Raw genomic sequence first — 12,516 nt, forward strand, 5'->3', positions numbered from 1 at the left:
TATTAATGGATTCGTTTACAATGAGCTCTAACTAGTGAAAATCACCAACGATGCACGGAGGGAAGATGAAGACTCGCAATTGTATACTCTTACTGCTCGTTCTCCTTGCTATCACGGGGTGTAAGAGCCGAACTGTTGAAGAAGCCTTTTACAAGACACACGATAAAGAAGGGCAACACATCCTATACCAAGGGACTGCGATGGATAGACCTTTCATTATATACCAAGCCCCATTCGAGCATGGGAAAGTCGGGGTTGGATTGGCCGTATTCGAGGGCAATGATGATCAAGGATGGAAGCTAAGCTCATCCAACTCCATGTCCTATGAGACTGGATTGCTTGTAGATCAAGTTGGCATTACGTTCCACGATTCTATCCGAAGACATTTCGTCTATGGATTTATTGATGATCCGAACATCGACCGGGTCGAAATCCGGGACAAGCACAATCAGACGATCGTGGCGAACATCATTCCTACCAATTGGAAGCGCGTGTATTACGGGTTGGTCGAGATGAAAGAGTTGAGAATAAGCGCATATGACAAGAACAATAACCTTCTCGTTGAGGTGCCGCGGAGGGGGAAGCAGGAGTGAATATTAGAACTGTGTCCTTGTGTTTGATTCGAAGAGGCGACGAGATATTGGTTGAAGAAAATATTGATTAGGCCGCTAACAAGACGTTCTACAGACCGATTGGAGGAACAGTGGAATACGGAGAGAATACGAGGAAAACGGTTATTAGAGAAGTCAGGGAAGAGATAGATGCTGAAATATCGGAACCGCAGTTATGCTTGGTGATCGAGAATATATTTGAATACATGGATCAAGTAGGTCATGAAGTAGATTTTATCTATGAAGCCGAATTGTTGAATCGTATTTGAAGCCGATCAACGGATTTTTGCATGACCCTAATATCAAATTGGTACCGGACGGATTGCTGGAATGGCTGCTGGATCCTAACAATGAACAGGTGAATAGGATTAATCATGTGAGAACTACGTAGGGAGAAGATTGAAGTAATGAATTCCGTCAACCTAGAGCGGGGGATTTCAATGGAATCTAATCTACTGTTTAGCTCAGAACGATTGAGGTTTAGAAGAACTGAAGTGTCAGACTTGTCATTTGTCTGTTGTGCAGAGGCAGATGAGGCGAATTGCCCATATATCATTCCTTGGAGTAGGCAGAAGCATGAAACTGCAGTCTACAGCGAAGGCATGTTGCATATCCTCATTGAATCCGTAGAACGCCAACCAATTGGGTACATGATCCTCTCCGGAAGAGAAAACCCCAATCAGTGTTTGGAACTCATACGAATTGTAGTTGTAGATAAGGGCAGGGGATACGGTAATGAAGCCATCCGGTCGTTGCAAACATATGTTTTTGATACATTGAAGTCACATCGGTTATGGCTTGATGTTAAACAAAATAATTCCAGAGCCAGACACGTCTATGAATCGGCGGGGTTTGTGGTCGAAGGAGTACTAAGGGAATGTCTCAAGTCGGATCAGCAATATGAAAGTCTGATTATTATGGGTATGATTGAGAGCGATTATAAACGAATAGTTGAAGCGAGGTAGAGAGCGATGGGTATGCACGACCATAGGAAAATTCTGAAATCCTTCTATGAAATGAAAGCGAATACGATAGATTTCATTCAAGTGCCTTCGCTTCAATTCGTTATGATGGAAGGCAGGTGCCGATTGAACTGGGCCGGGCTGCCGGAAGAGGATGGGGCACCGATCTTCAAGCTGGTGAATCAGTTGAAGCGAATGACCAAGACGGCGCTAGGCTACCAGTTCACATTAATGCCACATGAGTATATTTGGCACAAACAGCACGAAGATGGCACATGGTCCTACACCCGGTTGATGCAAGTACCGGAGTTGATCACGCTGGATATGTATGAGGAGGMGCGACACTTGATGGAGAAGGGCTATAAAGGCCAGCCTGTTCCACAAACGAAGCTGGTCGTGGCTGAGCAAGGTCTTTGCGCACAAAAGCTGCATCAAGGGCATTTCAACAACATCCAAGCCACTTATGGTCACCTTCGAGAGTTCGTCCAGAACAACGGCGATTACAAGCAATCAGGAGATTGCAGAACCATTCTTGTGCATTGGTGTGCGCCRGAACCGGAGAAGTGGGCGAAGATCGTCCGAGTTCCGGTCGCGGCGATGGGGTGAAATAATGAATGTTAACCACAATAGTCAAGCCTATTTCAATAATAGGAATTGAATTTTTTTTGGAACGTAATAAAAGCACTTTCTATAGAATTGTAGTCGGTTGACCCTATGATCCTATCAATGAATTGACCTTTCGAGTTAAAGAAAAACAGAGCCGGGAATCCCGTCTTACCATATTGATTGTGCACGTTGCCAGTTTCGTCGAGAAGTACTGGATAGGTGATTTTATGGGAATGGATATACGCCTTCGCTTCATCCAGATCATCCCGATACGTAAGATTAATTCCATACACGTTGACCCGATCCTTATATTTGTCGTACAGCTTGACGAGCTTGGGAGCATCTTCATTGCAATAAGGACACCAGGAAGTGAAGAGCACAAGCACCGTTGGTTTCTCGGTAAAATCAATGGAAGTCAGTTCCCCTGTTTGAATATCTTGTAGAGCTACTTCAGTCTGCTCATAAGAACTATCTACAATCTCCACGTTGTGAACAACGACATAAATAAGAGCACTTAGTACGAGCGTTAGGATCGCATACGTATAAATTTTTTTCACAAGGTGATATCCTCTCTAGTAGAAGTACTGGAATAATTTTCATTATGCAGGAGGAGTAGAAAATGATCAACTACAAATATACGCTTTGTTTCATACGTAGAAATAACGAGATCCTTATGATAAATCGCATTAAGAAACCAGAGATGGGCGTTTGGAACGGAGTCGGCGGTCGAATCGAACCAGGTGAATCGGCGGATCAATGTGTTCGTAGAGAAGTCTGGGAAGAAACGGGAGTTGAGCTGGAGCAAGTGCGCTGCGCAGGTAGAGTGACTTGGCTGCATCCGAAGGGGGATTCCGGTATGGTTGTATTTATCGCTGATCTCCCTCGAGATCAGGTGTGTGAGATGCCAAGAGCGATTAACGAAGGCATTCTGGACTGGAAAGATATTAACTGGGTGCTGCATCCGGACAACAAAGGTATTTCCGACAATATTTCTGTGTTTCTTCCGCTTATGCTTGAGAGCCTGGAAGCTTACGACCATATCTTTACTTACGACGTGAACGATAGGATGTTGGATTATGTTCGTGTGCCGTTGGAAGTAGGTTCTCCGCGATGAATGTTCGCCTAGCCGCGCAAGCTGACATCGATCAGCTCATCTGGATGAGATGGGATTTTACATATGAAGGCGACCCCGTAAGGCAGGCGGATGAGGAGTTGTTCCAGAGCTTCTCCGAAGAGTGCTGCGAATTTCTCGCAGATGCGATCCGCAGTGGCCGGTGGTACATATGGGTAGTGGAAGTAGACGATCGAATAGTCTCCCACATGTACATCGAGCGGATCGATAAGGTACCGCGTCCGGGCAAGGTTACACATCCGTTTGCTTATATGACGAATGTGTATACCCTCCCGACATACAGAGGGCAGCGTATCGGCGCTAGCTTGTTGGCCGCGATCGAAGCATGGGCGAGACAGCAGCACTATGAGTTCATTCTGGTATGGCCGAGCGAGACGAGTGTAACGTTCTATGAACGAGGCGGGTACAAACGCAGCCCGGACGCGATGGAGCTCATGCTGGAGTAGTGTTGTTGTTAATTGTGAGGTTTCTTATCTCTATAGCTGATGCGCGGTCATCCAATCGTGGAGGAACTTCAACTTGCGGTCGAAGTAGGCATCGTCTTGCCAAGCGCCCCATATGGCGCTGTTCCCTGTATGCAGCCCGATTAGCCATACTTGACGGATGGCGACGAACAGCGGGATCAGTTCGACATCGATCTCCTGAAGCGGGCGCACCTCTTGATACGCCTGAATAAACGAGTCCCAGCACTCGTCCTGGAATCCAGCCTTCTCGGGATCGCGATGATCCACGCGACACCATTGAAAGACGGCCAAGTCATAAGCTCGCCATCCCATCCCACAGCAGTCGAAATCGAAGTGTGTCAGGTTGTTATCTCCCGAGTAGAATACATTCCAACCGTGCAGGTCTCCATGGCAGACGCCCCAGTCAGAAGTGTCTTCGGGTAAGGAGTCGAGACGGGCTTGCAAACGCTTGGCAGCATCCGTCAGCCGTCTAGCCTCATCAGGTCGGTGCTGTAGAAAAGGCAGGATCCGCTGCATCGGTTCAGCCAGAAGGTGGTGCGCATCGAGATTAAACCTGCTGTAGCGCGGTACATAGTTTTCTGCTGCAAGGTGCATGTGAGCTACGGAACGGCCATACAGACGGCTGGACTCGACAGTGACCTTGCCAGTCCCTTCAGCGAAGGTGAACAGTACCGCATAGCGTATGCCTTCTGGAGCATCCAGCTCCGTCAGCAAATCACCGTCCAATCGCGCAATCGGAATCGAGACGGGGATGTTCCGTTGATGCAGATGAAGCAGCAGATCCAGCTCATGGCGAATATCGGATTCCGAACGCCAATTGGGTTTGTAGATACGTAAGATGAATGGACCTCGCTCTGTGATCACGCTGTACGTATCATTCAATTGATTCGCGATAAAGCGGCTGGAGACGGGGGTGCCAATGTCATATAAGGGAGCGATAGCTTGAAACAAGGTTGCATGGTGAAATACGGTATGTAAAGCCGGAATGTGTATCATTTACGTACGTACCGTTCCTTCCTATTCGTGGTCTATCTCTTATCTTATCGGAGTTGGCCGCGAATAGGGACAGAGAGAATCGCTATAGTAGTTAAATCCTTTTTTGAATAAGAACACTTGTACGAAAAGGAATAAAGGTGAAATGGAGATACAAATGAATCTTGGGTGGGGAAGTAGGCAACAACAACAAGAGAAAGTAAAAAACCCACCCCAAGGTTAGCGCCGAAGGTGGGTTTTCGTTTCCTATGTGACTTAGTGGGGAATATACCATCCAAGCCAATTGTATCGACCAAGTGTACCAGCACTTGGTCTTTATTAATCTTATGTTACCATACTCCAATCCATGCTTCAAGGAGAGAACCCATGAATCTACCAATCCTCCCACCAGAAATATTGGAATACACGGGAACCATCTATAGCTACCATTATCCCAAGCAAGGTCATACGTCGGTCGTGATCATCTTGTATGCAACCGATGGTAAATTTGTGTTGAAGAAAACCGAGCACAGACTGTACAATGAGTGGCTTGCCCAAGAATACCGGAACCTGCTGTTGTTGGCTCAGACCCTCTTACCTGTCCCGCGAGCACACAAATATTTGGAGCAGGGTGAAGCCAGATGGCTGCTGATGGACTACATAGAAGGAGTCAGTCTGAGAGAGTTTCTCCTCAGTGAACATAATCCTAGCAACAGGGAAGCGGCAATCGCGAGCTATGGGCGAGCATTGCGTAGCATCCACGATTGCGCTTGTCCGATGGAACTGCTGAACAAGGAGCCATGGATTGATTCCATGTTGACGCAGGCAGAACATAATTTGCTGCACTTCGAAACAGACGGTTCGCAACAATTGCTGGACCAACTGAAGCATGATCGACCGGAGCCGGTGGAGCAAACGCTCATCCATGGCGATTGTACGATTGATAATGTGCTTGTGCGCAACCGCGAGATTGTCGGGGTTATCGATTGGGGCGGCGGGGCGTATGGCGATCCGCGCTACGATCTGGCGTTGGCGATCCGGCCTAAGCCGAATGCATTTCAGCAATCGCGAGACAGGCAAATCTTCTTCGAAGCTTACGGGAAACCACCCATCACGGAGAAGGAATACCTCTACTTCGAAGACGGGATCTACCAGTTTTTCTAAATATAGATTGTTGTGGTGTATTGCCCTTACTTTTGCTCCTGCTCCAGCCGCTTCATGAACTCATCCATGGCACTGTACCCTTGCATGCGCAAGTACCAGTTGTTGGCCGCCGCCTCTACAAGACCCGCCACATCACGACCAGGCTGCAGCTGAATCTCGATATGCGGCACGCGGACATCCATATATTCCGAGAATTTGGGCTCCAGCTCCAAGTCATTGTTCAAGTCGTTCTCCTGCCACTTCGTAAGCTCAATGTCTAGTACGATTCGGGTCTCATCCTGGAAGGCACGTCTACCGTACAGACGGGATACGTTAACAAGGCCGATGCTGCGCAAAGCGAGAAACTCTTTATTCATCCCGTTATGTGTGCCCAGAATTGTTTCTGGGCTGATCTTCTTCAAGACGACCATGTCGTCGGCTACTAACCGATGTCCACGACGGATGAGGGTGTGTGCCGTCTCGCTCTTGCCTACGCCGGATTTGCCGCGCACCAGTATGCCAATCCCCGATACGTTCACGCATACGCCATGGATCGCGATCTCGGGAGCCAGCGCCTTAGCAAGGAACGTATCCACGAGGTCCAAGAACTTGAATGTCGGCAGAGACGTTCGAAGCAAGGGAATACCCTCCATCTCACAATGCTTCGTCAAGTAGGGCAAGCCTTCCAAATCCCGTGTCACCACGAAACAGGGCGGATGATACTTCACGACGTTCCCGATCCGCTCATTGCGCTCCTCATCCGTGAGCTTATGCAAGTACGTAATTTCTTTGCGTCCTAACACTTGAACATGTGCATGCGAGAAAAAATCGAAATATCCAGTGAACTCCAGCCCAGGCCGATGTGCCTTCGGCTTTTCAATCGTTCTATGCAAATGGTCGCCTCCCACAAGCACTTCCAGGGAGAATCGATCTACTAATTGTTTGACCGTTGTTTCTTTAATCATGTTCGTTGGCTCCTTCAAAATACAGTTTCAATCCTTAATATACGGTATATTACGTGCGAAACCCTGCTAGTAGTTCACCTTTTCTTCCGGAAATCGTGACAAATTTGCAAAAGAAAAAGGCAGCTTCAACAACCGTGATGAAAACGGTGCTGGCGACTGCCTGGATAATGGGGCAATGTACGCATCCTGCTTAGTCCTTATGGTTGTTACATCAGCTGTCCAAGACAAGCTTCCGCGGCTGCCTGCTGCAACGCCGGAGCGCGGTCATACAGAATAAGTGCTGGAACGGTTGGTGCGTGCTCCAGATCATAGTGCGAGCCGAAATGAACGAGTACGACTGTTCCATCAGGACGGCCCTCCGCCAGTCGGTTCAGTGCTTGCAGCACCTCAGGGCGCATCCGCTTGTTGTGCGTGATGGCGACAAGCACGGGACCAGACGGCAATCCTTCTTCGAGAAGAGGGAGCAGCTCTTCATAGCTGCTGAGCGTATACTCGTGCTTTACTAGGCCGGCTGATCGAATCATCTCAGCGAAAGACTCCAGCTGCTTCTCACAGATGAGCGTCCAGCCACTTGCTTGTGCTGCTGACGTTATAGCATCGATCGGCTGGAAGCCGTTCACAGCAGTTGCAGCGGCACGAGCCAGTAGGAGGCTGATGTCCGTGTATTCTGGCCGGTTGAATGCTGCCGGGTCGTACGGCGGAATCCGGAATGAATCCGGCAGCAGGCTGTATTTGGCCTTCATCCGCAATATTCGATGGACGGATTCGTCAAGACGTGCTTCGCTAATTGCCCCGGAACGGACCGCATCCAGGACCGCTTGCACCATCGGTCCCGCTTCTTCTGCCGTACGGGCCAACGCTAGCAATATATCTGCACCCGCCTGGATAGCCATGACGCAAGCTTCCGCTTGGGTGAACTTCGACGTTACACCCTTCATGGACAAGCCGTCTGTCACGATCAAGCCTTGGAAACCGAGCTCCTCACGCAGCAGGCCGGTCGTCATTGCCGGAGACAGCGAGGCCGGCAGCATCGAAGAATCGAGTGCGGGTACGGCGATATGCCCGACCATGACCGCATCAACACCGGCTGCGATAGCGACGCGGAACGGTTCAAGTTCGAATCGCGATAACCGCTCCTTATCGAATGGAAGCACAGGAAGGTCGAAGTGCGAATCGACATGCGTGTCGCCATGGCCAGGGAAATGCTTCGCTGTAGCAATCATTCCGTGATCCTGGTACCCGCGGATGACCGCTTGGCCCATCGCACCGACTTCGTCACGGTTTTCCCCGAAGGAATGCGTCCCAATGACCGGATTCAGCGGATTATTGTTAATGTCCACGACAGGGCTGTAATTGAAGTTAACCCCCATCGCGAGCGATTCGGCTGCTGTGACGCGCCCCGACTCGTAAGCAAGCTCGACATCTCCCGCTGCACCGATTGCCTTGTTCTTAGGAAAATGTACAGCACCTCCGGACGCCAGCTTGCAGCCAGCCCCTGCTACGTAATCTGCGGAGACGAACAATGGGATGCCAAGGCCAGTAGAAAGCGCCGCTTGCTGCATCGCCGTGGTCAATTGATACACCTGCTCAGGGTGATCCAGGCTTCCCATGTCCAGGAAGATCCCGCCAACCTTCCATTCCCGAATCATCGTCTCTGTGAGAGCGGATAATTGTTTGCCTGTATTGTAGAACGTGAACAGCTGTCCTACTTTTTCCTGCATCGTTAGTTGGTCGGTCCACTTCTTCAAGTCATTCATGAAAGTAGTCTCCTATTCAAGGTCAGTTATCGTTGTATGGAGTTAAGCCGAACAAGTGCTCCAGCCGCTCGCTTGCTTCCACTTCGTCTTCCAGCTTGGACCAGTAGCCCTTCAGCTCTTCCCGGATTGCTTCCAGTACACCTGCGCCTAGCTGCAGGTCTTCATACAGCTTGCATCTCGTCCACAGTGAGTGGAATACGGGTTCCCCTACTGGCCGATTTCCGTGCAGATCATTCTCAAGTGCAAGGGCTTCAGGGTGGACAGGCAGTGTCTGCGTATGACGTCGGATTCGACTTTGCGCCTCGTAGCTGTTCATATAGCGCGTAAGCAGATGAGCTTCCTCTGGATGATTCGTTGACCGATTGACGGCAAGGCCGGTGACGAGCAGCAGTGTGTCCGATGTGCGAAGCGAAGGCAGTGGGGCCACCCCGTATCGAATGTTAGTGTTCAACAGACGGTTCATTCCATAATACGTCGTCATAATCATCGAAGCTCTTCCTTCGCTGAACCACCGTTCAACATCGGCATCATGCTCCGTCAAGAGCGGCTGGGTTCCGTTCTGCGGCTGAATAAGATCGCGTGCAATGCGCAAGCTCTCCCAGAGCGCGGGGTCCTCGGAGGTTCGCTGCACTTCATCCATGCTGAATCGGAAGCCATTTTGCAATAAAAAGACGGACCAGCGATTAATCGACTGGATATGAGTATGGAAGCCGCTGACGCCCAGAGTACGGGATAAGAGCCGGGCATTCTTGAGCAAGGTATACCAGGTCCAACCTTCATCCGGCACGGTCAGATCGCACTTGCGGAAATGCTCTAGATTGTAGCAGAGCACGATAGGCGAGAAGACGAACGGTACTGCAAACGGATGACCTTCTGCATCGAGGAACGGTTTCGTAAGATATGCATTGGTCGATTGCTCAGGTAGAGTGCAACTGACAGCCGAATGTGATTTGCGATCCTTCAGCTTCAGCGCATCCCAGGCACTCAGGCTGAAGACGTCGGCCATCCCATGCTCGGCATAGTCATGCGGATGGGAGGCTGGGAGCATGTGCACTCGAATGGACGGGTGCTCCCGCTCAAAGTCGGACACGAGCTCAGTCACAATCGCTTCCGTCTCCATCGTCGGGTAGTAGGCGAACTTCAAAGTGACGACTTCTGTGGGAGCAGCTGCTTCTGCAGCTGGATGCGAGCGTCGGTTGTTTGCAACTTTAGTTTGTTTAGCTTGTTCGCCAGGAGTAGACACTCGATTTCCGACTCGCCGGATTTTGAGAATAGCACCTTCCTTCACCAGCTCATCCAGCGCATGCCTTACCGATTCTTTGCTGAGCTGGAACGCCTGACCCAATTCGACCTCGGATGGCAAATAATCTCCAGGCTTCAGCTGTCCTACCTGAATTTGAGTCCTCAAGCTATCCAGCATGAGCCGGATTCGTTCTATAAACTGATCGTGGGTGGGTCGAGCCATAGGCGGATCAAACACCTCCGAGTGTATGTTTATATATCCTAGAAATTCATCTAGGCAATAAGATTATATCGCTTAGAATAGAAATAATCCAGAAATTGATTTGTAGGCGATATAAAGCATTTGCGAATTATTATACGTTACAGTAAACTGTAACTAATACATTAAGGTGTAATGTGCACGATGCACAAACAAATTAGATAAGGAAGGGATCAAAATGTATACCGCTAAACAGCTGGCTGACCTTTTGCACGATGAAGATGCTCAGATGAACCTGCGCACGGTCCGCTATTATACGCAGATCGGCATGCTTCCACCGCTTGAGCTGGTAGGGAACAAACGAGTGTACACGGATCGGCATCTGCAATATATTCGCGCGATCCTCACATTATCGAAAAGCGGGGAGACGTTGGCGGACATTCAACAGAAGCTTGCCGCGCTTTCTCAGGAGGAGATTGCCAAGATCGGTGAACACCTCCGGCTGTATCAATCCGCTCAACTGATTCAGAACGAAACTCACGTGATTGCTGATGACGTTATTTTATCCATAGGGCCAAGTATATCGGTGGAAATGCGGACCAAGGTGATCGAGACGGTGGCCCGTCTGCTGAAGGAGGAGCGTAACGAATGATAACTATCCGTATGGCGAAGTCAGGTCTGGAATATGAAGAAGGGATGAATCATCTGTGGATTCGTGTCACGCCAACTAGTCCAATAAGGCAGACCATTCTCCAGGTGCGTATACCCGCGGGTATATATCGGCGTGCCAATCTCATTGGTTTTTACGAAAATGAGGCAGGGGAAATCATACTTGGCGATCTTCCGGAGTCGGCCGGGGTCGATCTGTTTGTTGAACTTTACACACAGGAACCGATTAAGGCCGATCAGGTGGCAGTGGGGATCAAGGTGGTTTGCCGGGACGAAGGCGGGAAGCTTATTCATGAGGACGCAGAAGTGCTGTTATCCATCGTGCCTGAAGAAGAGCTGGACATGATTACTGTGAATGAAGAGGTCGTTAACAAGCTTAAATGTCTCCGTCCCCAAGAACAGGGTTGGGATCGAACGCAGACATACACCGATAGAGGACCTTGGAAAGGGCTCAAGATCGATTCGGAGCATTGCTCGGAATTGGAAAAAAAGTATCGTATCGATTGGACTCGTTGAATGGGGGAGCGGAGAGATGAGCTTAATTCCTTATGTTGTGGAAACGACCGGTAGAGGTGAGCGGGCATACGATATTTATTCGAGGCTGTTGCAAGAACGAATCATATTCGTGTCTGGTGAAATCACCGATGAGTTGGCCAATACCGTCATTGCTCAGTTGCTGTACCTAGAAGGGAATGATCGAGAAAAAGAAGTGAAGCTGTACATTAACAGTCCAGGTGGATCTGTGTCGGCGGGAATGGGGATTTTCGATGCTATTCAATACGTGAAGCCCGATGTTAGCACCCTCTGCATAGGATTAGCTGCTTCCATGGGAGCATTCCTGCTGTCTAGCGGTACAAAAGGTAAACGGTATACGCTGCCCAACAGTGAGATCATGATCCATCAGCCCCTTGGAGGGGTGAAAGGTCAAGCAACCGATATTGAGATCAGCGCTAGAAGAATACTAAGGCTGCGTGCCCAATTAAACGAACAACTTGCAAGGCAAACGGGACAATCGGTTGAAAAGATTGCACTAGATACGGATCGCGACTATTACATGAGCGCACAAGAAGCTGTAAACTATGGTTTAGTAGACGCCATTATGCAATAACGGAATAGGGGGGATGAGCATGCACCAGCAAGTTAGACTAGTAGAGCCGTCTATGGAATACCGTGATGCTTACATGTCCTTCTACGAGGATTGGAAGCAAAGTGGCGAGCAGATTGTGCCGTGGGTCGTGGCCAAGGATCCAGCCGATTTTAAGGCCATGCTTGAATTTCTGCACTCGGAGGATCGAGAGGATAAGTTGACGAACGTACAATGGGTACCGCACACCACCTATTGGCTCATCAACGAACAGCAGGAAATCGTAGGAGCCGTCAACTTTCGACATCGACTGAATGAGAGGCTGTTACAGAGCGGAGGACATCTGGGTTACGGTATTCGTCCTTCGTTCAGACGGCGGGGATATGCAACCACGTTACTTGCCCTGGCTCTGGAAAAAGCGCGTGAGCGAGGGTTGGCCCGAGTGTTGGTCGTATGTGACCAGGGCAACCTGGGGTCGGAAAGAACCATTCTCAACAACGACGGACAGTTCGAGTCCGAATACGTCGAGGCGGATGGGAATGTGGTACGAAGGTTTTGGATTGAAATTTGACTGTCCCCGAATGCTCAAACATCTTGTTTGAACCTCCTTTGATTGTATAAGGGATTTCACGGTATGGAGCTTCAAGCCAAAACTCGCTGGGGTCCTCTTTTTCACTTTCCACTCCGATGTCCACAAAGAATCGATAGTC

The 12,516-nt window shown here is 49.5% G+C and carries 16 protein-coding genes; 11 read left to right on the forward strand and 5 right to left on the reverse strand.

The window, feature by feature from the left end:
* Positions 1 to 65 precede the first annotated feature (65 nt).
* The 4 genes from AC1DWB_RS22965 to AC1DWB_RS22980 all read left to right on the forward strand — a co-directional run bounded on the left by AC1DWB_RS22965 (position 66) and on the right by AC1DWB_RS22980 (position 2,179).
* Positions 66 to 593, forward strand: a complete 528-nt coding sequence (locus tag AC1DWB_RS22965) for a hypothetical protein (RefSeq protein WP_477543422.1) — start codon at positions 66 to 68, stop codon at positions 591 to 593.
* A gap of 98 nt (positions 594 to 691) precedes the next feature.
* Positions 692 to 880: an NUDIX domain-containing protein gene (locus AC1DWB_RS22970; protein ID WP_477543457.1), complete on the forward strand. Its 189-nt coding sequence runs from the start codon at positions 692 to 694 to the stop codon at positions 878 to 880.
* Positions 881 to 1,018: 138 nt separating this feature from the next.
* A complete protein-coding gene (locus AC1DWB_RS22975; RefSeq protein ID WP_477543423.1) occupies positions 1,019 to 1,576 on the forward strand; it encodes a GNAT family N-acetyltransferase in 558 nt (185 codons plus the stop codon).
* A gap of 6 nt (positions 1,577 to 1,582) precedes the next feature.
* Positions 1,583 to 2,179, forward strand: a complete 597-nt coding sequence (locus AC1DWB_RS22980) for a hypothetical protein (RefSeq protein WP_477543424.1) — start codon at positions 1,583 to 1,585, stop codon at positions 2,177 to 2,179.
* A 35-nt stretch (positions 2,180 to 2,214) separates the two neighbouring features.
* Here the strand turns inward: AC1DWB_RS22980 and AC1DWB_RS22985 are convergent, their stop codons facing one another.
* Complete coding sequence (locus AC1DWB_RS22985) at positions 2,215 to 2,736, reverse strand: TlpA family protein disulfide reductase (protein ID WP_477543425.1); 522 nt, start codon at positions 2,734 to 2,736, stop codon at positions 2,215 to 2,217.
* A gap of 62 nt (positions 2,737 to 2,798) precedes the next feature.
* Between AC1DWB_RS22985 and AC1DWB_RS22990 the strand changes: the two genes are divergently transcribed.
* Both AC1DWB_RS22990 and AC1DWB_RS22995 read left to right on the forward strand, forming a co-directional pair.
* The gene (locus AC1DWB_RS22990) at positions 2,799 to 3,293 is read left to right on the forward strand and encodes an NUDIX hydrolase (protein ID WP_477543426.1); all 495 of its coding nucleotides are present in this window, start codon (positions 2,799 to 2,801) and stop codon (positions 3,291 to 3,293) included.
* Complete coding sequence (locus AC1DWB_RS22995) at positions 3,290 to 3,757, forward strand: GNAT family N-acetyltransferase (protein ID WP_477543427.1); 468 nt, start codon at positions 3,290 to 3,292, stop codon at positions 3,755 to 3,757. The genes AC1DWB_RS22990 and AC1DWB_RS22995 overlap by 4 nt, the downstream gene beginning before the upstream one ends.
* 30 nt (positions 3,758 to 3,787) lie before the next feature.
* On the opposite strand, the gene AC1DWB_RS23000 is transcribed toward AC1DWB_RS22995, so the two are convergent.
* Positions 3,788 to 4,771 carry a phosphotransferase gene (locus AC1DWB_RS23000; RefSeq protein WP_477543428.1) on the reverse strand — a complete coding sequence of 328 codons (984 nt, stop codon included), beginning with the start codon at positions 4,769 to 4,771 and terminating at the stop codon, positions 3,788 to 3,790.
* Positions 4,772 to 5,134: 363 nt separating this feature from the next.
* Between AC1DWB_RS23000 and AC1DWB_RS23005 the strand changes: the two genes are divergently transcribed.
* A complete protein-coding gene (locus AC1DWB_RS23005) occupies positions 5,135 to 5,911 on the forward strand; it encodes a phosphotransferase family protein (protein WP_477543429.1) in 777 nt (258 codons plus the stop codon).
* 26 nt (positions 5,912 to 5,937) lie between these two features.
* Here the strand turns inward: AC1DWB_RS23005 and hprK are convergent, their stop codons facing one another.
* The 3 genes from hprK to AC1DWB_RS23020 form a co-directional block, all read right to left on the reverse strand.
* Positions 5,938 to 6,852: an HPr(Ser) kinase/phosphatase gene (hprK, locus tag AC1DWB_RS23010; protein ID WP_477543458.1), complete on the reverse strand. Its 915-nt coding sequence runs from the start codon at positions 6,850 to 6,852 to the stop codon at positions 5,938 to 5,940.
* 209 nt (positions 6,853 to 7,061) lie between these two features.
* Positions 7,062 to 8,612: a glycoside hydrolase family 3 protein gene (locus tag AC1DWB_RS23015; protein ID WP_477543430.1), complete on the reverse strand. Its 1,551-nt coding sequence runs from the start codon at positions 8,610 to 8,612 to the stop codon at positions 7,062 to 7,064.
* A gap of 22 nt (positions 8,613 to 8,634) precedes the next feature.
* A complete protein-coding gene (locus tag AC1DWB_RS23020) occupies positions 8,635 to 10,077 on the reverse strand; it encodes an extracellular solute-binding protein (RefSeq protein WP_477543431.1) in 1,443 nt (480 codons plus the stop codon).
* Positions 10,078 to 10,291: 214 nt separating this feature from the next.
* On the opposite strand from AC1DWB_RS23020, the gene AC1DWB_RS23025 reads away from it, so the two are divergent.
* Genes AC1DWB_RS23025 through AC1DWB_RS23040 form a run of 4 tightly spaced genes read left to right on the forward strand, consistent with a single transcriptional unit; the run spans position 10,292 to position 12,377 of the window.
* Complete coding sequence (locus tag AC1DWB_RS23025; RefSeq protein WP_477543432.1) at positions 10,292 to 10,705, forward strand: MerR family transcriptional regulator; 414 nt, start codon at positions 10,292 to 10,294, stop codon at positions 10,703 to 10,705.
* Positions 10,702 to 11,238, forward strand: a complete 537-nt coding sequence (locus AC1DWB_RS23030) for a hypothetical protein (RefSeq protein ID WP_477543433.1) — start codon at positions 10,702 to 10,704, stop codon at positions 11,236 to 11,238. The genes AC1DWB_RS23025 and AC1DWB_RS23030 overlap by 4 nt, the downstream gene beginning before the upstream one ends.
* A 16-nt stretch (positions 11,239 to 11,254) precedes the next feature.
* Positions 11,255 to 11,830 (forward strand): ATP-dependent Clp endopeptidase proteolytic subunit ClpP, encoded by a 576-nt coding sequence (gene clpP / locus AC1DWB_RS23035; protein ID WP_477543434.1) that lies wholly within the window; start codon positions 11,255 to 11,257, stop codon positions 11,828 to 11,830.
* Between the two features lie 19 nt (positions 11,831 to 11,849).
* Positions 11,850 to 12,377, forward strand: a complete 528-nt coding sequence (locus AC1DWB_RS23040) for a GNAT family N-acetyltransferase (protein ID WP_477543435.1) — start codon at positions 11,850 to 11,852, stop codon at positions 12,375 to 12,377.
* Positions 12,378 to 12,516: the final 139 nt, after the last annotated feature.

The sequence above is a fragment of the Paenibacillus sp. P4_E11 genome (assembly GCF_056401635.1).